Here is a 20,085-nt window from a genome sequence, read left to right on the forward strand (position 1 = left end):
TCGGGTGTCCTCACATATCACCGATCCCGAGCAGCTCAAGGAACTCCTCGGGATCCCGTTCACCCCGGAGCAGACGGCCTGCATCACGGCGCCGCCCGCCCCGCAGGTGATCGTGGCCGGAGCCGGGTCGGGGAAGACCACGGTGATGGCGGCCCGTGTGGTGTGGCTGGTCGGGACGGGACAGGTCGCCCCCGAGCAGGTCCTCGGACTCACCTTCACCAACAAGGCGGCGGGGGAGCTCGCCGAGCGCGTCCGCAAGGCCCTGATCGCGGCCGGGGTCACCGATCCGGACGCCATCGACCCGGACAACCCCCCGGGCGAGCCCAGCATCTCCACCTACCACGCGTTCGCCGGCCGGCTCCTCACCGAGCACGGGCTCCGCATCGGGCTCGAACCCACCACCCGCCTCCTGGCCGATGCCACCCGCTACCAGCTCGCCGCCCGCGTGCTGCGCGAGGCCCCCGGCCCGTACCCGGCCCTGACCAGGTCGTTCCCCACCCTGGTCAGCGATCTGCTGGCCCTCGACGCCGAGCTGGCCGAGCATCTCGTGCAGCCCGAACAGCTCGCGGAGTACGACACCGACCTGCTCCGCACGCTCGAATCGGCCCGGCTCACCAACGCCGAACTGCGCAGGATCCCCGAGACCGCGCAGGCCCGTCGTGAGCTGCTGCAGCTGACCCGGCGCTACCGCGAGGCCAAGAAGAGCCGTGACCTCCTCGACTTCGGTGACCAGATCGCGCTCTCGGCCGAGCTGGCCCTCACCCGCCCGGAGGTCGGCGCGATCCTGCGCGAAGAATTCAGGGTCGTCCTGCTCGACGAGTACCAGGACACCTCGGTCGCCCAGCGCCTGCTGCTCTCCGCACTCTTCGGCCGACGCCCCGGCTCCGATTCCGGCTCCGGTTTCGGCTCCGGTTCCGATTCCGGTTCCGGGACGGAGGCCACCGGGACGCCGGCCGGAAGGGCGGGCGTGCGGACGGCGGAGACCGCGGCCGGGGCGCGGGCCGCCGAAGCAGCGGGGGCCGGCCACGCCGTCACCGCCGTCGGTGACCCCTGTCAGGCGATCTACGGCTGGCGCGGTGCCTCCGTGGCCAACCTGGACGACTTCCCGCTCCACTTCCCGCACGCCGACGGAACCCCCGCCACCCGCTACTCCCTCAGCGAGAACCGTCGCAGCGGCGGCCGGCTCCTCCACCTCGCCAACGGCCTGGCCACACCCCTGCGTGCCATGCACGAGGGCGTCGAGGCGCTGCGCCCCGCCCCCGGCGCCGAACGGGACGGCACCGTCCGCTGCGCCCTCCTGTGTACCCACACCGAGGAGCTCGACTGGCTCGCCGACTCGATCGCCCACCTCGTCAGGACCGGAAAGGCGCCCGGTGAGATCGCCGTCCTGTGCCGCACCGCGGGCGACTTCCCGGAGATCCAGGCCGCGCTGGTGGCCCGTGACATCCCGGTCGAGGTCGTCGGCCTGTCCGGGCTGCTGCACCTGCCCGAGGTCGCCGACCTCGTCGCGGTCTGCGAGGTGCTCCAGGACCCCGGCGCCAATGCCTCCCTGGTCCGGCTGCTCACCGGCCCCCGCTGGCGGATCGGCCCGCGCGACCTGGCACTCCTCGGCCGTCGCGCCCGCCTCCTCGTCCACCATGCGGCCCACGGCGACGAGGACGGCTTCGACCCCGACCGCCGCCTCGCCGAGGCCGTCGAAGGCATCGATCCCGCCGAAGTGATCTCGCTCGCCGACGCACTGGACACCTTTCTCGAATCGGGCGGAGGAGAGGACGACGGCCTTCCGTTCTCCACCGAGGCCCGCATCCGCTTCGCCCGCCTGGCCGCCGAACTGCGCGACCTGCGCCGCTCGCTGGCCGACCCCCTCATGGACGTGCTGCACCGCGTCCTCGCCACCACCGGCCTCGAGGTCGAGCTCTCCGCGTCGCCGCACGCCCTGGCCGCCCGCCGCCGAGAGACCCTCGCCAACTTCCTGGACGTCGCGGCCCGCTTCGCCGCCGTCGACGGGGAGGCCACCCTCCTGGCGTTCCTGGGCTTCCTGCGGACCGCCGTCCAGTACGAGAAGGGCCTGGACAACGCCCTGCCCGGCGGGGAGAACACCGTCAAGGTCCTCACCGCCCACAAGTCCAAGGGCCTGGAGTGGGATGTCGTCGCGGTGCCGGGACTGGTCACCGGCCAGTTCCCCAGCAGCCAGTCCCGTGACGCCTGGACGTCCCAGTCCAAGGTCCTTCCGCACGCGCTGCGCGGGGACAGGGCCACCCTTCCCGTCATCCACTCCTGGGACGCCAAGGGACTCAAGGGGTTCAAGGAGGAGATGAAGGAGCACCAGCACACCGAGGAGCTCCGCCTGGGATACGTCACCTTCACCAGGCCCCGCGGCCTGCTGCTCGGCTCCGGCCACTGGTGGGGCCCGACCCAGAAGAAGCCGCGCGGCCCGTCCGACTTCCTGCACGCGCTGTACGAGCACTGCGCGGCCGGACACGGCGAGATCGAGGCATGGGCGGACGAACCGGCCGAGGACGAGGAGAACCCGGCGCTCGCCGAGAAGGAGGCCGACCGGGCGTGGCCGCTTCCGCTGGACGGCATCGCGCTGACCCGCCGCCGGGCCGCCGCGCAGACGGTGATGACACATCTGGAGGCACTGGCCGCGTCGGAGGGCGTGCCGGACGCGTACGAGGCGTCGCCCGACGTCCCGGGTCCGTACGACGGCCCTTACGACGACGAGGCGTTCCCCGACGACGCCCCGTTTCCCGACAGCGAGGCGTTCTTCGACGAGACCCCGCTCCCCGACAGCGAGACGTTCCCCGACGACGCCGACGACTGGGACGCACTGTCGACGGAGCCCCCACGGACCCCTGCCCCGCCGTTCCCCGCCCCCGTTCGTCTCCCCATTCCCACCCCCGCCCAGCCCCCCGCCCCCACAACACACGTGCCGGCCGCCCGCGCCCCCGAGCCCGCCGAGGACGGCCGCCTCACCCCCGAGGAATCCCGCACGCTCGCCTCCTGGGACCGCGATCTCGACGCCCTCACCGGCGAACTGCGCCGCGCCCGCGCCACCGTGCGCGACGTCCTCGTACCCGCGTCCCTCTCCGCCACCCAGCTGCTGCGCCTGGCCGACGACCCCGACGGCTTCGCCCAGGAACTGGCCCGGCCCATGCCCCGGCCCCCGCAGCCCGCGGCCCGCCGCGGTACCCGCTTCCATGCCTGGGTGGAGTCCCGTTTCGAGGAGCTGCCGCTGCCCATGCTCGGGCCGGACGAACTTCCGGGCGGAGACGAGAGCGATGCCGAGATCGCCGACGAGCGCGACCTCGCCGCACTCAAGGAGGCCTTCGAGCGCACCCCCTACGCCCGCCGCACCCCCTACCGCGTGGAGACGCCGTTCCAGATCACCCTGGCCGGCCGGGTGATCCGGGGCCGTATCGACGCGGTGTACCGCTCCGGGGACACCTACGAGATCGTCGACTGGAAGACCGCCCGCGCCCATACCGCCGACCCCCTCCAGCTCGCGGTCTACCGCCTGGCCTGGGCGGAACTGCACGGCCTCCCGCTCACCGATGTCACCGCCACGTTCCTGTACGTACGCAGCGGGGAGACCGTCCGCCCCGTCCGCCTCCCGGGCCGGGCGGAGCTGGAGCGGATCCTGCTGGACGAACCGCCTCCCACGGGGTAGGCCGCGTCATCGCGGGCGGGCGGACCCCGCTGGGCGAGGCACTAGGCTCAAGGCCATGAGCGACACCCCGGACAGCGCCGTCCGTACGTACACCGAGCAGCACCGCGCAGCCTTCCTCGACGACCTCGCCGACTGGCTGCGCATCCCGTCCGTATCCGCCCAGCCGGTCCACGACGGGGACGTGCGACGCAGCGCCGAGTGGCTGTCCGCCAAGCTCAAGGAGACCGGCTTCCCGGTCAGCGAGATCTGGGAGACGCCCGGCGCACCCGCGGTCTTCGCCGAGTGGCCGTCCGACGACCCGGACGCCCCGACCGTTCTCGTCTACGGGCACCACGACGTGCAGCCCGCCGCACGCGAGGACGGCTGGGACACCGACCCGTTCGAGCCGGTGGTCCGCGACGGCCGCATGTACGGGCGGGGCGCCGCCGACGACAAGGGGCAGGTGTTCTTCCACACCCTCGGCGTGCGGGCCCACCTCGCCATCACCGGCCGCACCACCCCCGCCGTCAATCTCAAGCTGCTGATCGAGGGCGAGGAGGAGTCCGGCTCCCCGAACTTCCGCGCGCTGGTCGAAGAACGGGCCGCCCGGCTCACCGCCGACGCGGTGATCGTCTCCGACACCGGCATGTGGGACGAGAAGACCCCCACGGTCTGCACGGGCATGCGCGGCCTCGCCGAGTGCGAGATCGAGCTGCACGGCCCCGAGCAGGACATCCACTCCGGTTCGTTCGGCGGCGCCGTCCCCAACCCGGCGACCGCCGTGGCCCGGCTCGTCGCCGCCCTGCACGACGCGGACGGCCGGGTCGCGATCCCCGGCTTCTACGACGGCGTGACGGAACTCACCGACACCGAGCGCGCGCTCTTCGCCGAACTTCCCTTCGACGAGGCCACCTGGCTGCGTACCGCCAGGTCCCGGGCGGCGTCGGGCGAGGCCGGCTACTCCACGCTGGAACGCGTCTGGGCCCGCCCCACCGCCGAGGTCAACGGCATCGGCGGCGGCTACCAGGGCGCCGGCAGCAAGACGATCATCCCCTCCTCCGCCCTCGTGAAGATCAGCTTCCGGCTGGTCGCCGGCCAGGACCCCGATCACGTCCAGCAGGTCGTACGAGCCTGGGCCGAGGCGCAGATCCCGGCCGGTGTCCGCCACCGGATCACCTTCACGCCCGCCACCCGCCCCTGTCTGACACCGCTGGACCACCCGGCCCTGCAGGCCGTGGCCCGCGCCATGGGACGGGCCTTCGGCCAGAAGATCCTCTTCACCCGCGAAGGAGGCTCCGGGCCCGCCGCCGACCTGCAGGACGTGCTCGGCGCTCCCGTCCTCTTCCTGGGCATCTCCGTACCGTCCGACGGCTGGCACGCTCCCAACGAGAAGGTCGAGCTCGACCTTCTGCTCAAGGGCGTGCAGACAACCGCCCACCTCTGGGGCGAGCTGGCCGTCGCACTCCGCTGAATCCTCTGAACACCCGATCCGTCCCGGGGGAGTAGGAAGCACCTGTGAGCACCTTCGACAACGCCACCGCAGACCGGCCCATCGGTCTCACCGCGCCCAGCGGCATCGACCGCGCGGCGCACCACCGCCTCGACGAGGCGTGGCTGTCCGCCGCCTGGAGCCACCCGACCACCCGTGTGTTCGTCGTCTCCGGTGGGCAGGTGCTGATCGACGACACGGCCGACGGCGGTACGGAGATCGTCATGACCCCGGCCTTCGAGGCCCCGGTCACCGAGACCCACCGCTACTTCCTCGGCACCGACGAGGACGGCGTCAGCTACTTCGCGCTCCAGAAGGACTCCCTGCCCGGCCGCATGGACCAGCCGGCCCGCCCGGCGGGTCTGCGCGAGGCCGGACTGCTCCTCGGCCCCCGTGACGCGGGCCTGATGGTGCACGCGGTGGCCCTGGAGAACTGGCAGCGCCTGCACCGCTTCTGCTCCCGCTGCGGCGAGCGCACGGTCATCGCGGCGGCCGGCCACATCCGGCGCTGTCCGGCCTGCGGCGCCGAGCACTACCCGCGGACGGACCCCGCGGTCATCATGCTGGTGACGGACGAGCAGGACCGCGCCCTGCTGGGCCGCCAGGTGCACTGGCCCGAGGGCCGCTTCTCGACGCTCGCGGGCTTCGTCGAGCCGGGGGAGTCGATCGAGCAGTCCGTGGCCCGCGAGGTCTTCGAGGAAGCGGGCGTCACGGTCGGCGAGGTCGAATACATCGCCAGCCAGCCCTGGCCGTTCCCGTCCAGCCTGATGCTGGGCTTCATGGCGCGGGCGACCTCCTCCGAGATCGATGTGGACGGCGAGGAGATCGAGGAGGCCCGCTGGTTCTCCCGCGAGGACCTGACGGCGGCCTTCGAGTCGGGCGAGATCATGCCCCCGTACGGCATCTCGATCGCGGCCCGCCTGATCGAACTCTGGTACGGCAAGCCGCTCCCGAAGCCGGGCGCCGTCGGCTGACGCGCCGGTCGGCATCGGCCGACGGACGGCTCACGAGATACGGGAACGCCCCCTCCGGCGCTGCTCGACCGGAGAGGGCGTTCCCGTACCGCGGAGCGGGTCAGGCGGCCAGCGCCTGCTTGACCTGGGCCAGGGACGGGTTCGTCATGACGGCCTCGACGCCCGTGGAGCCGACCACCAGGACGGTGGGAACCGTCTGGTTGCCCCCGTTGGCCTTCTCGACGAAAGCGGCGGACTCCGGGTCCTGCTCGATGTTGATCTCGTTGTAGGCGATGCCCTCGCGGTCCATCTGGCCCTTGAGCCGACGGCAGTAGCCGCACCACGTGGTGCTGTACATCGTCACAGTGCCCGGCATGCTTCGCGCTCCCTTTGTCTCATCAGTCTTCTCAGACCTGTCGTCTGACTCATCCATCTCATCCGTCACGCGGAGAAGCTGGAAAGTGCGTTGCCGCACGGAAAGGGAACGTACGCGAGCCGGCCACCATTCCCGCTGCCGCCCCTCTGTCGCACGGCGGACCGGCTGTCGCACGGTGGACCGGCCGGCCCCCGGCATCGAACCGTCACCTTCGTGTCGAGGACCACACCCCTCGTGTCCGGGGCCGCAGCCTTCGTGTCCCGCGCCGCGATCCTTGCCGAGGCGGAGGAGGGAGGCGACGCGGAACGTCGTCGACCGACGACAACGCCGGAGGCGGAGCCGCATGACACCGCTCGCCGATCCACTCCCTGCCGTGCGCCAGGCCGTTAGTACGACAGACGCCGCCCCCCTGTGGACAACCTTCGCACCGGCCTCTTGCGACCTGGCAGCATGGCGGGGTGACAGCAGCAACGCATTCCTCCCTCTTCCCGCAGGTCCCCGAGTCGGCCGACGCCGTGCTCGACGGCCTGGACCCCGAGCAGCGCGAGGTCGCCATGGCCCTGCACGGCCCGGTGTGTGTGCTGGCCGGAGCCGGTACGGGCAAGACGCGTGCGATCACGCATCGCATCGCCTACGGAGTGCGCGCCGGAATACTTCAGCCGACGAGCGTGCTCGCCGTCACGTTCACCAACCGGGCCGCGGGCGAGATGCGGGGACGACTGCGCCAGCTCGGCGCGGGCGGGGTGCAGGCGCGGACGTTCCACTCCGCCGCCCTGCGCCAGCTCCAGTACTTCTGGCCGAAGGCGGTCGGTGGCGACCTGCCCCGGCTGCTGGAGCGCAAGGTCCAGCTGGTCGCCGAGGCCGCGGCCCGCTGCCGCATCCGGCTCGACCGCAACGAGCTGCGCGATGTCACCAGCGAGATCGAGTGGTCCAAGGTCACGCAGACCGTGCCCGCGGACTATCCGGCCGTGGTCGCCAAGATCCAGCGGGACGCCCCACGCGATCCGGCCGAGATCTCCCAGATCTACGCGATGTACGAGCAGCTGAAGCGCGACCGCTCGGTGATCGACTTCGAGGACGTGCTGCTGCTGACCGTCGCCATCCTTCAGGACCGCCACGACATCGCCGATCACGTCCGCCGTCAGTACCAGCACTTCGTCGTCGACGAGTACCAGGACGTCAGCCCTCTCCAGCAGCGGCTGCTCGACCTCTGGCTCGGCGACCGGGACACCCTGTGCGTCGTGGGTGACGCCGGCCAGACGATCTACTCCTTCACCGGAGCAACCCCCGACCACCTGCTGAACTTCCGCACCCGCCACCCCAACGCGACGGTGGTCAAGCTGGTCCGGGACTACCGCTCCACCCCGCAGGTCGTCCATCTGGCCAACGGACTCCTCGGCCAGGCCCGCGGCCGGGCCGCCGACCACCGGCTGGAGCTGGTCTCGCAGCGCGAACCCGGCCCCGAACCCGTCTACACGGAGTACGCGGACGAGCCCGCGGAGGCGGAGGGCACCGCGCGCCGCATCCGCGATCTGATCGCCGCGGGAGTCCCGGCCGGCGAGATCGCCGTGCTCTACCGGGTCAACTCCCAGTCCGAGGTCTACGAACAGGCTCTGGCCGACGCGGGCGTGCCGTACCAGCTGCGCGGAGCGGAGCGCTTCTTCGAACGGGCGGAGGTGCGCGAAGCGGGCGTCGCCCTGCGCGGCGCGGCCCGCGCAGGGGGCAACGACTCCCTGCTCGACGACGCGGAGGGGCTGCCGGCGGAGGTCCGCGCGGTGCTCTCCACCAAGGGGTGGACCACGGAGCCGCCCGCGGGATCCGGGGCGGTGCGGGACCGCTGGGAGTCCCTGGCCGCGCTGGTCCGGCTCGCCGAGGACTTCGAACGGGCCAAGCCGGGCGCGACGCTCTCCGATCTGGTGGCGGAGCTGGACGAGCGTGCCGCCGCCCAGCACGCCCCCACGGTCCAGGGGGTCACTCTCGCCTCGCTGCACTCGGCGAAGGGTCTGGAATGGGACGCGGTCTTTCTGGTCGGGCTGACCGAGGGCATGATGCCGATCACCTACGCCAAGACCGACGAGCAGATCGAGGAGGAGCGCCGACTGCTGTACGTCGGCGTCACACGAGCCCGCTTCCATCTCTCGCTGTCGTGGTCGCTGTCCCGCTCGCCCGGCGGCCGCGCCGGAAGGCGCCCGAGCCGGTTCCTCAGCGGACTGCGCCCCGGCTCCGTGCCGCTCGGTACGCGCGGCACGGCTGGTGGCGGCGGAATCGAACGGGGCCCCGGCCCGGTCGCCAAGCGCGGTCGGCGTGGTCCTGCCCGGTGCCGGGTCTGCGGCAAGACCCTGACCGACGCGGGCGAGATGAAGCTGATGCGCTGCGACGACTGTCCCTCCGACATGGACGAGGCGCTGTACGAGCGACTGCGCGACTGGCGGGCGGTCCGGGCGAAGGAGATCGGTCAGCCCGCGTACTGCGTGTTCACGGACAAGACACTGATGGCGATCGCCGAGGCGGTGCCGGGCAGCGCGGGTGAGCTGGCCGGTATCCCCGGCGTCGGCGCGCGGAAGCTGGACCGCTTCGGAACCGCGGTACTCGCCATTTGCGCAGGTGAGACGGTGGAGGATGAGCTTGCGGACGACGTTGACGAGGTGTGAGAAAAACTCGTCGAAAAAATAGTTTGCGCCCGCCCCAGTCATCACCATAGGTTCTTAACCACGGGAACAGCGACTTCTCTGAAGCCCTGGCCCTGTGCTGTACTTATCCGAATACGTAGGACCGGCCAGCCGGTCCCCCCGAGACGCCGAGAGGAGGCGATTGAAGTGATCAGCATCATCGAGACCAACAAAATGACCGATCTCTCGGTCGTCTCCGCCTGCTCGCTCGGCCTCGCCTGCTCTTCGAAGTCCTCGCTGCGTGGCACCGGTATGTCCGGCATTTCCGCCGTCAGCCCGCTGTCCCTGTCGAGCCTCCCCGTGCAGGAGCGCAATGAGCGACCGACCCAGGCACCGGCAGCAGCAGTAGCGAAGGGACAGGCCCAGGCCTATGCCTTTGCGGCCGTCGGTGCAGGAGCGGAATCCGGCGCCAAGAAGCAGATGACGCACCACACGATGTGGGCCTTCCGTGGGCCTGAACCCTGGAGTGATCCAGCCTGATTTATCATCAGGCCGGCGCCTTCAGGGCCGCGGAACCCCACTCGGGATCCGCGGCCCTTTTGTTTTGTCCAAACGGACGAGACGGCGAGAAGGAGCCTCGGGACAAGCAACACCCGGTACCAGCCGCCCCCCGGCCAACAGGCCGGAACGACCAGACGAGGACACCACCCACCGTGCAACTCGAAGCGCACGCCCCGTCCGTACCGCCTTCCGACACGATCCCGCCGCCCGGCCTCACGGAGGACTCCACCTTGACCCCCCTCACCGCGCTCACCGCGCTCGACGACGCCATCGAGAACCTCGGCGTGCCCGTGCCCTGCCGCTCCTACGACCCGGAGGTCTTCTTCGCCGAGTCGCCGGCCGACGTCGAGTACGCCAAGTCCCTCTGCCGCACCTGCCCGCTCGTCGAGGCGTGCCTCGCCGGCGCCAAGGAGCGCCGGGAGCCTTGGGGCGTCTGGGGCGGTGAGCTCTTCATCCAGGGCGTCGTCGTCGCTCGCAAGCGGCCGCGTGGTCGTCCGCGCAAGAACCCGGTCGCGGCGTGATCGCCGGACTGGGGGTCACGGCCCCCAAACCCATGAAGCGCGTCGGAACCATCGACCGTCCCCACACCCACGATCCCCGAAACCAGGCCCCGATGTCCGTCCCCACGAATGAGCCCGTCGGCTCCGCAACACCGAACGCCACCATCATCGGCGCGAACGACTCGCGTCAGAACAGGACCCGCGAGATGCAACTCATCCCAGAAGCCCTGGCGCGTGCGCATATGCACGACCGCCTGAGGGAAGCCGACACGCAACGCCAGGCCGTACGCCTGGTCGCCGCGCGCCGGATGCAGCGCCGGGCGGAGCGCGCCTCGATGCGTGCCCGCCGAGCGCTGGCCATGGCGGTCATGCACTAGTGCCGTGACCGGCAAGCTTTGCCCCGTCGTGCCGTCCAGCACGCACGCTCGCGGCGTTGGCCAAAAATCCTGGCAGCTCCGCTACAAGGACTTCCGGCCGCCTTGCGATCGCACGCACTGGACGACACTCCTCACGGGGCAAACATTGCCGGTCACGGCACTAGTCAGGCCGAACTCCAGCAGCGCCCGCTGCCGGGCAGCCGCTCTGCCCGGCAGCAGACAGTACCCACAGTCAGTACCCCTTCCGCGGGGCCGGTCCGGACGGACCGGCCCCGCGGTCGTGCTGTGTGGTGCCGCGCGGCACAGCGGAGACGGAGTTATCGTCACGAGGTGGACGAGGAGACTCATCACCGGATTCAGCGAGTCGCGCGCAGGGACGCAGCAGAGATCACGTGTGCTCTGTGCGACACCTCCGCCGACAGCGAGACCGCACCGCCGACCTGGATCTGCTCCGTGGAGAACGGCAGGCGCCAGTACTTCTGCGAGACGTGCGCCCGCACCCACATCAGAGCCATCGAGAGCCGGCTCGACTCCGCCTGGTGGTGACGCCGGTGGCGACAGCCGAAGGGATGTCGCTCAGGGACGGGACCGCCGGGGCGGCACAGCCGGGGCAAGGCCCCCGAATCAGTCATGCGACGGCGTGACGTTCAGGCTCCGCGCCAGGTGCCGACCGCCTACGCGCTGATCGCCTACGCGCCGACCGCCTACGCGCTGATCGCCTACGCGCCGACCGCCTACGCGCTGATCGCTTATGCGCCGACGGCCCCGTCGCCCGCCAACTCCTCCATCACAGAATCTTCCTGATCGTTGATCAGGAACCCCGGGAGCCAGGATTCGAGTTCGTCGCGCAGCCGTACCGTCGCACCCAGCTGGCACAGCACCCCGATCGTGCTCAGCGTCACCCGATGTATCAGCAGATAGGCGGGCGGCAGATTCAGCTGCTTGCCCAGCTGATGGGCGGGGGAGCGGGGGTCGGCGATCCGCGCCGCCTGATTACGCATCCAGCTCCGGGTGAAGGTGAACTCCTCCACCTGGGCGGGCTCGATGATCGGGAGGAGATAGTCGAGCACCGCATCCGGGTCGAGGTCGATCGAGTCCTTGACGAATCCCTCCCCACGCAGGAGCTCGTACACCGTCACCGCCTCACCCGCCAGCGTCAGCCGCAGAGAGTTCCCGATGGTCTGCGGCAGGCCGCCCGGCAGCCGGTCCACCGTGCCGAAATCCATCACTCCGAGCCGCCACTGCCCGTCCTCGCCGGCCTCCTCGTCCGGAGGCAGCAGTCGGAAGTTGCCCGGATGAGGGTCCGCGTGGAGCAGACCGGTGCGCGCGGGCCCCGAGAAGAGAAAGCGCGCCAGCAACTGACCGGCCCGGTCCCGCTGCTCGGGCGTGCCGTCCGCGATCACGTCGGCGAGCGGAACACCGTCCATCCACTCCGTCACCAGCACCTGATCGGACTGGTGCACCACACCGGGGATCACGACATCCGGGTCGGCGGCGAACTCCTCGGCATGGTGACGCTGCGACCGTGCCTCCTGTTCGTAGTCCAGTTCCTCCGCGACCCGGTCGCGCAGCTCCGTGATGAGCGGCTTGATGTCCATACCGGGAACCAACGGGCCGAGCAGCCGTGCGAACCTGCTGAGTTGAGTCAGATCCGAGAGCAGCGCTTCCCCGGCGCCCGGATACTGCACCTTCACCGCCACTTCCCGACCGTCGTGCCACACCGCCCGGTGCACCTGGCCGATCGAGGCGGCGGCCGACGGCTTGTCCTCGAATGCGAGGAACAGTTCCTGCCAGTCCGCGCCGAGCCGTTCCTCCAGTACCGCGCGCACCGTGGCGCTGGGCAGCGGAGGTGCGGCTTCCTGCAGTTTCGTGAGCGCCGCCCGGTACGGTCCGGCGACCTCCTCCGGCAGTGCCGACTCGAAGACGGACAGGGCCTGACCCAGTTTCATCGCCCCGCCCTTCAACTCGCCCAGGACCTTGAAGAGCTGATCCGCCGTGCGCTGCTGCACCTCCCGGGCGACCAGCTCCGCCGACTTCCCACCGATCCGCTTGCCCAGACCCCACGTGGCGCGCCCGGCGAAGCCCAATGGCAGGGCGGCCAATTTGGCGGTACGGGTGACCGCTTTCCGAGGAAGATCAGACATGAGCCCCTCCAAATCCCAGACTGCCGTACCGCGTGCGGCGGTTACCCGGCCATTGTGTCGTGCACCGCGTCGACCGCGGAGGCGCGCTCCCTCTCAGTGTGCCCAGCCGCACCGCAGGAGCAGTCGAGGTGCGCCGGGATCCGCTCGGACCGCCAGTCCAACAGAGGCAGCGCCGCTTCCCACCGGGTGCCCGTACTGGCAGGCAGCTCCCCGTCCAGAAAGGACAGCGCATGCGCGGCCGCGAGGCCCGCCACCGCCGTCGCCAGCGACAGATCACAGGCCTGCGCGGCGGTGCGCCGCCCGGACTGCCACTGGGACAGCATCCTGGTCCACTGCTCGTCCCCATCCGCACGATCCAGCGCCAGACAGCCCGCGCATGCCGTACCCCCGGGCAGGACCAGGGGCCCGACCACTCCCGTCGCCTCCATCACTCCGGCATAGAGATGAGGTGTTCCCGAAGTGATCCAGGGTTCGGCCGTGCGCGGGTCGGGGACGTACACCCCGAGCCCGTCGCGTGGGGCGACCACGATCAGTGAGAGTCCCGGCTCGCCACCCGCGGAGGAAGCCGCCGCTTCCGCTTCCCGGGGAGCCGAACCGGCGGCGGCCCTGCGCACCAGTTGCCGGGCGGCGGTGTCCCTGCGTTCCCCGACCGCTGCCGATGGCAGCCCGCCGGGCGAGACGTCCCACGGCTCCGTGTGCCCGCCGTCCAGCACCTCCACCCGGCCCACTCCGGAACCGGACAGTACCGCCGCGATCGTGGCACCGACCCGCCCGGCGCCCCGCACCTGGACCCGCATCGCCCGGCGGGCGGCCAGCCGCCGCATCCCGCCGCCCGGCTCAGGATGGACGACGGAGAGCGACGCCAGATCGGGGCGGTGCCGCTCCAGGACACCGGGTCGCTTCCGTAGCGCATCGATCTCGGGGCCGGCGCACCGCACGTCGTCGATCAGTCCGGCGGCCGTCAAGCGCTCTACCAACGCTTCCATTTGATGGTCGGACAGGTTCAGTGCCCGCGCTTCTTCGCGCAGCAGCGGAAGACCGCGCGTACCATCGAGCAGTTCCAGAAAACAGCCCGTGGCAATATCCATCGGACCGAGCTTGACCGCATGAGCGGGTGTCACCCCGAATTGCACGGTGCCTCGGCCGCGCCAGGCACGGCGCAGTGCGGGCTTCAACATCGGATACACGGCTTCCCCCGGTCTGTGTTCCTTGATCTCTGTGCGTGGGCTGTGTCCGGATCTCCGCGAGATCCGTTGTCAGAATGCAGGCAGCCGTCTAAACGTGCAGAAAGTTATCCACAGGTGTGGGGTATTAGTCGTTCAAATGGTGCATGCCGCGGAACGGATCACGCGCGAACCGTCCCGGAGGCGGGACTTCCCCCACTGACAGCGGGTAACGTCGTGGCGTGCCCGCCGACCCGTCACCCGGAATCGCCGGGGAGTCCCACGCGCGCAGCGCCGGAACCCATCAGCGCAGCGCGGCAGACCGTCCGCCCCGCGCCTCGGCAACGAGCGCGGTCGAGGTCCGCAGGAGCGACCGCCGCAGCAGAACGGTCTCCGCGTACCGGGAGGGGAACCGCACCATCGTGCTCATTCCCGCCCGGATGTCGGCGGCCGAGGAGCAGCGGTGGGTGAACGTGATGCTCGACAAACTCGCGGCCCAGGAGAGCAAACGCGTCCTCGGCGACAGCGAACTCGCCGAGCGGGCCGAGCGGTTGTCCACCCAGTATTTCGAGGGCCGGGCCAGACCCGTGTCGGTGCGCTGGGTGACCAATCAGAACACCCGGTGGGGGTCCTGCACCCCGGCGGAGGGCAGCATCCGGCTGTCGCACCGGCTGCAGGGCATGCCGGAGTACGTCGTCGACTACGTACTGGTCCACGAACTGGCCCATCTGCTCGTCCCCGGCCACGGTCCACGCTTCTGGCGGCTGCTGGAGGCGTATCCGCGCACCGAACGCGCCCGGGGCTACCTGGAGGGCGTGGTGGCGGCCGACCGGCTGCCGCATCTGCCCGCCGCACGCGGTGAGTGACGTTCGGCGATTCTGTACCGGGTGTGTACCGGCTTGGCCCAATGTCGGAGATTGCGGTTAGCCTGGCGCGACGCATTCACATCCGGGATGGGGGACGGTCGTTACGCATGGCCAGGGAATTCCAACGCGGCCACAAGGCCAAGATCAGCGATCTCACGCCGGGGACGGACCTGTACGTAGGTGTGCAGATCGCCGGCCCGGGACTGACCTTTGACATCAGCTGCTTCGGGCTCGATGCCAATGAGCAGCTCTCCGACGACCGGTATTTCATCTTCTTCAATCAGCCTAAATCGCCCGAGGAGTCCATTCAGCTCCTCGGTGCCCAGGCGGGTGACACCGAGTCGTTCCGCGTCACCCTGGACCGCATTCCGGCGAACATCCACAAGCTGTCGTTCACCGCCACGGTCGACGGCGCCGGCCAGATGTCCCAGGTCGGTCCCGGATACATCCGAATCGTCGCGGGCGGCGAAGAAGTCGTCAGGTACGCCTTCACCGGTTCGGAGTTCACCACCGAGCGCGCGGTGATGCTGGGCGACTTCTATCTGAAGGACGTCTGGCGGTTCGCCGCCGTCGGGCAGGGTTTCGACGGTGGTCTGGAAGCGCTGCTGAAGAACTTCGGTGGCGAGGTCGCCGAGGAGGAGCCGGCCGCACCTCAGCCGCAGGCCGCCGTCCCGTCGTTCGCGCCGCCCACCCAGGCCGCCGCACCGGCGCCCGCCCCGTCCTTCGGCGCGCCCGCGGCACCGCAGGCGCCCCAAGCCCCGCAGCCGGCCCCGTCCTTCGGAGCCCCCGCACCCGCGCCCGCCCCGCAGCAACAGATCCACAACGCGCCGACGATGGCGGCGCCGATGGCCCCCATGGCACCGCAGGGCGGCACCGTTCCGCCGCCCGCACCCGCACCCGCGCCGTACGGACAACCGGGCGGGCAGCCGCAGTTCGGTCAGGTTCCCGGTCAGCCCGCGCCCGCGGCACCACCCTATGGCCAGCCCGCGCCCGCCCCGTACGGCCAGCCGGCTCCCGCGCCCTACGGCCAGCCGGCTCCGGCTTCGTACGGGCAGCAGCCTCCCGGCATGGCTCCGGGGGTTTTGCAAGGTGTGCCGCAGTCCGGCGGCGGACTTCAAGCGGTCGTCAACCTCTACAAGGAGGTGCCGACGGGCCGACGCTGGACGGCGCAGAACAAGCAACTGGTGCGTGTCGACCTCGGGGAGGACGGCGCCCCCGTCCTGGCCCGACAGGGCAGCATGGTCATGTACCAGGGCAAGGTCGACTTCGGCTACAAGGGAGCGGGCTTCGCCGGCCGGATCGTCGGGAACGCCACGGGCCAGGAGATGCAGCTCATGCGCTGCACCGGCCGCGGCCAGATCTTCCTCGCCGAGGACAGCGCCCATCTGCACCCCATCGAGCTGCAGGGCGACAGTATCTGCGTCTCCGCCGAGCGTGTCCTCGCCTTCGACGAGTCCCTCCAGTACGAGGTGCGGAGGATCGAAGGGCACGGCATCCCGGGCGGCGCGCTGTTCACGATGCTCTTCCAGGGAACCGGCACGGTCGTGGTGATGACGCACGGCACTCCGGTCGTCCTGCCCGTGACGCCCACGACCTTCGCCGACAGCGACGCGATCGTGGCCTGGTCCGCCGCATCCCAGGTCATCGTCTCCAGCCAGGTGCGGCTGCGCTACAACGCCTACCCGGGACACAGCGGGGAGTCGGTGAACCTTCAGTTCCGGGGCGCCCCGGGCAACTTCATCGTCGTCCAGCCGTACGAGGTCTGAGGAAGCCGAGGAATGAACCAGCAGCTCGCGGGGTACGCCCCCGCACCTGTCACAGCCCGTATGGAGAACCACGGCAGCACCATGCTGAAGGTGGCCATGGCCACGGGGCAGGACCTCCTCGCCCGGGTGGGCTCGATGGTCGCGTACGAGGGATTCATCCAGTACGAACCGAATCCGCCCGCCGTACGTCAGATCGCCCGTGACTGGATCACCGGTGAGGGTGCCCCGCTCATGAAGTGCAGCGGGGACGGACTGCTGTACCTGGCCGACTACGGTGCCCATGTCGTCGTGGTTCACCTCAACAATGAGGCGCTGTCGGTCAACGGCACGAACGTCCTCGCCTTCGACGCCCAGCTCCAGTGGGGCGTCGAGCGGGTCAAGGGGATGGCCAAGTTCGCCGGCCAGGGCCTGTGGAATGTGTCCGTCTCGGGCACCGGCTGGGTCGCCCTGACCTCGCGCGGAATCCCTGTCGTCGTCAACTGCGGCAGCGGCGAGGACGAGACGTACGTCGACCCCGACGCGCTGGTGGCCTGGTCCCCGAACCTCAAGGTGAAGGGCAAGCGCAGCTTCAAGGCGGCCTCCTTGATCGGCCGCGGCAGCGGCGAGGCATTTCAGATGGCCTTCTCCGGTCAGGGCATCGTCGTCGTACAGCCGAGCGAGGACAGCACCGACCGCCTGCGGGCCCGGGGCTGAGGGGAGCGAGAAGAGACCATGCAGAGTCCGCTTTTCCACCACACCGAACAGCAGTCCGCGGACCGCTACGTCCTGCAGAACGAGCAGATGCTCCGCGTGACGCTGGGCGGTCACGACGACATCCTGGCCCGCAAGGGCAGCATGGTCGCGTACCAGGGACTGGTCGAGTTCGACGGGGAGTACCAGTCGCGGGGCCAGAGCCACTCACGCGCCCACACCGGTGAAGGCCTCGATCTCATGCGGTGCTCCGGCCAGGGCACCGTCTTCCTCGCCAACCTCGCGCAGTACGTGCACGTGGTGGACGTCGACCACGACGGGCTGACCGTCGACAGCGCCTATGTGCTCGCACTGGACTCGGGGCTGCATCACGAGGTCATCGCGGTGGACAGCCAGTACGGCGTCGCCGGCACCGGCAAGTACCAGCTCAACATCTCCGGGACCGGCAAGGTCGCCCTGATGACCTCCGGTCAGCCGCTGATGATGCAGGTCACGCCGGACAAGTACGTCAACGCCGACGCCGACGCGATCGTCGCCTGGTCCAGCTCTCTGCGGGTGCAGATGCAGGCCCAGACGCATTCCTCGGGCGTCTGGCGGCGGCGGGGAAACACCGGCGAGGGCTGGGAGCTCAGCTTCCTCGGCCAGGGCTTCGCCCTGGTCCAGCCGAGCGAGGTGCTGCCCCCGCAGAACGCCCAGATCGGCCAGGGAATCCGCGCGCAGTACGGGATGGGCCAGCAGGGCGCCCACGGCCAGAACCAGAACAACGCCTGGAACTGACCACGACGCACCGGTACGGGCGAGGGGCGGTCTCCGCGGAGACCGCCCCTCGCCCGTACCGCATGCCGCGGCTACCGGTGCTGCTCCAGCGCGGCGCGGGCCCGCGTCATCAGCTGCACGACCGAGGTGTCGGCCACCGACGCGACCTCGTCGTACGCGAACCAGCGCAGGTCCAGCGACTCGTCGCTGATCTGCTCCGTCGCACCCGCCGGTGCCAGCGCCGCGTACTGCACGTCCAGATGCCAGTGACAGGGCGCGGGGATCCGATGGCGGTCCAGCGTCACCGGGCCGTCCGCCAGCAGGGTCAGGCCGCTGATACCGGACTCCTCGGTGGCCTCGCGCAGCGCTGCGGCGGCCAACGTGGTGTCCTGTCGTTCGCAGTGGCCGCCCATCTGCAGCCACATCCGCAGCTTGCGGTGCAGGGTGAGCAGCACACGCCCGCGCTCCGGGTCGACGACCAGTGCGCTGGCCGTCAGATGTCCGGCTCCGCAGGCCTTCCACATGCCGTCGGGATGCTCTGCCAGATGGTCCAGATAGACCTGGCGCAGTGCCTCCTGGGCCGGATCCAGCGGCTTCTCGTACCCCTTCAGTACGAGAACGGCGTCGTCGTACAGGCTCACCGGTCGCTGTCGCCCTTGCCTTCGCTCCCGTGGTCGCCGGTTCCCCCGGAGCCGGGCCCGTCCGTGTCCGCCCCGGGCTTCTGCGGGCCCTTCGCGGCCTCGCCGAGCATCTTGTCCAGCTCGGAGAAGTCCAGCTGCTCGTGGTGCACAAACCCGTCCGGATCGTCCAGGTCCTGGGCGGTCGGCAGCATGTCGGGGTGCTCCCACAAGGCGTCACGCCCGTCGAGACCGCGGGCGTCCGTGAGCGACGCCCACAGGCGCGAGGCGTCGCGCAGTCGCCGCGGACGCAGCTGAAGGCCGATGAGCGTGGCGAACGTCTGCTCGGCCGGCCCGCCGGAGGCGCGGCGCCTGCGCATGGTCTCGCGCAGCGCGTCCGCCGAGGTCAGACGGGACTTCGCGGCCTCGTGCACCACAGCGTCCACCCAGCCCTCGACCAGTGCGAGCGCCGTTTCCAGCCTGGCCAGGGCGGCCTTCTGCTCCGGAGTGTCCTCCGGCTGGAACATGCCCTGCTGGAGGGCGTCCTGCAGCTGCTCGGGCTGCGACGGGTCGAACTGGCCGACCACGTCCTCCAGCTTGCTCGTGTCGACCTTGATACCGCGGGCGTACCCCTCGACGGCGCCGAACAGATGGGAGCGCAGCCACGGAACATGAGCGAAGAGCCGCTGGTGGGCGGCCTCGCGCAGGGCGAGATACAGCCGCACCTCGTCCTGCGGCACGCTGAGGTCCTTGCCGAACCTCTCGACGTTCAACGGAAGGAGCGCGGCCTTGCCGGCCGGGCCCAGCGGCAGCCCGATGTCGGTCGAACCGACCACCTCGCCCGCGAGCACACCGACGGCCTGCCCGATCTGCTGGCCGAACATCGCGCCGCCCATCGACCGCATCATGCCGATCAGCGGGCCCGCCATCGCCTGCATCTCCTCGGGCAGCACATCGCCCATGGCCAGACCCACGCGCTCGGCCACCGGATCGACCAGCTTCTGCCAGGCGGGGAGCGACGCCTCGACCCACTCCGCGCGGCTCCACGCCACGGTGGAGACCGAACCGGAGGGCAGCGACGTCACACCGTCCAGCCAGAGGTCGGCCAGCCGCAGCGCCTCGTCGACCGCGGACCGCTCCGACGGGCCCACGCTCGCGTCCTTGGTGCCGTCCGGCGTGCCCTGCGAGACCGTCTGGCGGGCGATCTGCTTGGCCATGTCCCAGTTCACGGGACCGCCCTCGTAGCTCAGCATCTGGCCGAGCTGCTGGAAGGCCGCTCCCAGGTCGTTGGGGTTCATCGTGCCGAACATCGCCGCGAACGGGTTGTCCGCGCCCGCGCCCGGACCGAAGCCGAACGGGTTCGCAGGCCCGCCCGAACCCTGCCCACCTCCGGTGGGGTCCTTCTTCTTGCCCTCGTCGCCGTGCTCCGGCTCCTCCGGCGGAAGGCCGAATCCGAATGGGGTGTCACTCACGGGTTTCCTCGGCTCGTAGGGCCGCCGGCTCGAACCGACGGCGACTGCCCGACATCACCATCCAGCGTAGACACCAAAAGTCCGCTCGGGGCCTCAG

General features: G+C 70.5%; 18 protein-coding genes. 13 read left to right on the plus strand and 5 right to left on the minus strand.

Annotated elements, in window-relative coordinates; genetic code table 11:
• Nucleotides 1–4: 4 nt before the first annotated feature.
• Genes ACIQCZ_RS05075 through nudC form a run of 3 tightly spaced genes read left to right on the plus strand, consistent with a single transcriptional unit; the run spans nucleotide 5 to nucleotide 6,112 of the window.
• On the plus strand, nucleotides 5–3,670 hold the full coding sequence (locus ACIQCZ_RS05075) for a UvrD-helicase domain-containing protein (RefSeq protein ID WP_402279817.1): 3,666 nt from the start codon (nucleotides 5–7) through the stop codon (nucleotides 3,668–3,670).
• 55 nt (nucleotides 3,671–3,725) lie between these two features.
• Nucleotides 3,726–5,120: a dipeptidase gene (locus tag ACIQCZ_RS05080; protein WP_402279818.1), complete on the plus strand. Its 1,395-nt coding sequence runs from the start codon at nucleotides 3,726–3,728 to the stop codon at nucleotides 5,118–5,120.
• A gap of 44 nt (nucleotides 5,121–5,164) precedes the next feature.
• Complete coding sequence (gene nudC / locus ACIQCZ_RS05085; RefSeq protein WP_376217805.1) at nucleotides 5,165–6,112, plus strand: NAD(+) diphosphatase; 948 nt, start codon at nucleotides 5,165–5,167, stop codon at nucleotides 6,110–6,112.
• A gap of 100 nt (nucleotides 6,113–6,212) precedes the next feature.
• Here nudC and ACIQCZ_RS05090 read toward each other — a convergent pair whose 3' ends face one another.
• Nucleotides 6,213–6,467 (minus strand): mycoredoxin, encoded by a 255-nt coding sequence (locus tag ACIQCZ_RS05090; RefSeq protein WP_351075460.1) that lies wholly within the window; start codon nucleotides 6,465–6,467, stop codon nucleotides 6,213–6,215.
• Nucleotides 6,468–6,925: 458 nt separating this feature from the next.
• On the opposite strand from ACIQCZ_RS05090, the gene ACIQCZ_RS05095 reads away from it, so the two are divergent.
• From ACIQCZ_RS05095 to ACIQCZ_RS05120, 6 genes are all read left to right on the plus strand, one after another.
• Nucleotides 6,926–9,118, plus strand: a complete 2,193-nt coding sequence (locus ACIQCZ_RS05095) for an ATP-dependent DNA helicase UvrD2 (RefSeq protein WP_402279819.1) — start codon at nucleotides 6,926–6,928, stop codon at nucleotides 9,116–9,118.
• Nucleotides 9,119–9,283: 165 nt separating this feature from the next.
• Entirely contained in the window at nucleotides 9,284–9,616 is a 333-nt protein-coding gene (locus tag ACIQCZ_RS05100) for a hypothetical protein (RefSeq protein ID WP_376217802.1), read from the plus strand.
• Nucleotides 9,617–9,789: 173 nt separating this feature from the next.
• Nucleotides 9,790–10,158: a WhiB family transcriptional regulator gene (locus tag ACIQCZ_RS05105; RefSeq protein WP_362200603.1), complete on the plus strand. Its 369-nt coding sequence runs from the start codon at nucleotides 9,790–9,792 to the stop codon at nucleotides 10,156–10,158.
• 32 nt (nucleotides 10,159–10,190) lie between these two features.
• On the plus strand, nucleotides 10,191–10,514 hold the full coding sequence (locus tag ACIQCZ_RS05110; RefSeq protein ID WP_351075610.1) for a hypothetical protein: 324 nt from the start codon (nucleotides 10,191–10,193) through the stop codon (nucleotides 10,512–10,514).
• A gap of 330 nt (nucleotides 10,515–10,844) precedes the next feature.
• Complete coding sequence (locus ACIQCZ_RS05115) at nucleotides 10,845–11,060, plus strand: hypothetical protein (RefSeq protein WP_402279820.1); 216 nt, start codon at nucleotides 10,845–10,847, stop codon at nucleotides 11,058–11,060.
• An 84-nt stretch (nucleotides 11,061–11,144) separates the two neighbouring features.
• Nucleotides 11,145–11,318 carry a hypothetical protein gene (locus ACIQCZ_RS05120; RefSeq protein WP_402279822.1) on the plus strand — a complete coding sequence of 58 codons (174 nt, stop codon included), beginning with the start codon at nucleotides 11,145–11,147 and terminating at the stop codon, nucleotides 11,316–11,318.
• On the opposite strand, the gene ACIQCZ_RS05125 is transcribed toward ACIQCZ_RS05120, so the two are convergent.
• Both ACIQCZ_RS05125 and ACIQCZ_RS05130 read right to left on the minus strand, forming a co-directional pair.
• Entirely contained in the window at nucleotides 11,264–12,658 is a 1,395-nt protein-coding gene (locus ACIQCZ_RS05125; protein WP_402279823.1) for an ABC1 kinase family protein, read from the minus strand. The two genes, ACIQCZ_RS05120 and ACIQCZ_RS05125, sit on opposite strands and share 55 nt — an antisense overlap.
• A gap of 41 nt (nucleotides 12,659–12,699) precedes the next feature.
• Nucleotides 12,700–13,845, minus strand: coding sequence for a ThiF family adenylyltransferase (locus ACIQCZ_RS05130; protein WP_402279824.1), 1,146 nt, complete (start codon nucleotides 13,843–13,845; stop codon nucleotides 12,700–12,702).
• A 218-nt stretch (nucleotides 13,846–14,063) separates the two neighbouring features.
• Between ACIQCZ_RS05130 and ACIQCZ_RS05135 the strand changes: the two genes are divergently transcribed.
• From ACIQCZ_RS05135 to ACIQCZ_RS05150, 4 genes are all read left to right on the plus strand, one after another.
• Nucleotides 14,064–14,687, plus strand: coding sequence for a M48 family metallopeptidase (locus ACIQCZ_RS05135; protein WP_402279825.1), 624 nt, complete (start codon nucleotides 14,064–14,066; stop codon nucleotides 14,685–14,687).
• 107 nt (nucleotides 14,688–14,794) lie between these two features.
• Nucleotides 14,795–16,453 (plus strand): TerD family protein, encoded by a 1,659-nt coding sequence (locus ACIQCZ_RS05140; protein WP_402279827.1) that lies wholly within the window; start codon nucleotides 14,795–14,797, stop codon nucleotides 16,451–16,453.
• A gap of 12 nt (nucleotides 16,454–16,465) precedes the next feature.
• A complete protein-coding gene (locus ACIQCZ_RS05145) occupies nucleotides 16,466–17,146 on the plus strand; it encodes an AIM24 family protein (protein ID WP_402279828.1) in 681 nt (226 codons plus the stop codon).
• 18 nt (nucleotides 17,147–17,164) lie between these two features.
• Nucleotides 17,165–17,920: an AIM24 family protein gene (locus tag ACIQCZ_RS05150; protein ID WP_402279829.1), complete on the plus strand. Its 756-nt coding sequence runs from the start codon at nucleotides 17,165–17,167 to the stop codon at nucleotides 17,918–17,920.
• A gap of 71 nt (nucleotides 17,921–17,991) precedes the next feature.
• Here the strand turns inward: ACIQCZ_RS05150 and ACIQCZ_RS05155 are convergent, their stop codons facing one another.
• Both ACIQCZ_RS05155 and ACIQCZ_RS05160 read right to left on the minus strand, forming a co-directional pair.
• Entirely contained in the window at nucleotides 17,992–18,540 is a 549-nt protein-coding gene (locus ACIQCZ_RS05155) for an NUDIX hydrolase (RefSeq protein ID WP_402279830.1), read from the minus strand.
• On the minus strand, nucleotides 18,537–19,988 hold the full coding sequence (locus ACIQCZ_RS05160) for a zinc-dependent metalloprotease (protein ID WP_402279831.1): 1,452 nt from the start codon (nucleotides 19,986–19,988) through the stop codon (nucleotides 18,537–18,539). Before ACIQCZ_RS05160 ends, ACIQCZ_RS05155 begins: the two co-directional genes overlap by 4 nt.
• Nucleotides 19,989–20,085: the final 97 nt, after the last annotated feature.

It is taken from the genome of Streptomyces sp. NPDC093149, from assembly GCF_044754145.1.
Classification (GTDB): domain Bacteria; phylum Actinomycetota; class Actinomycetes; order Streptomycetales; family Streptomycetaceae; genus Streptomyces.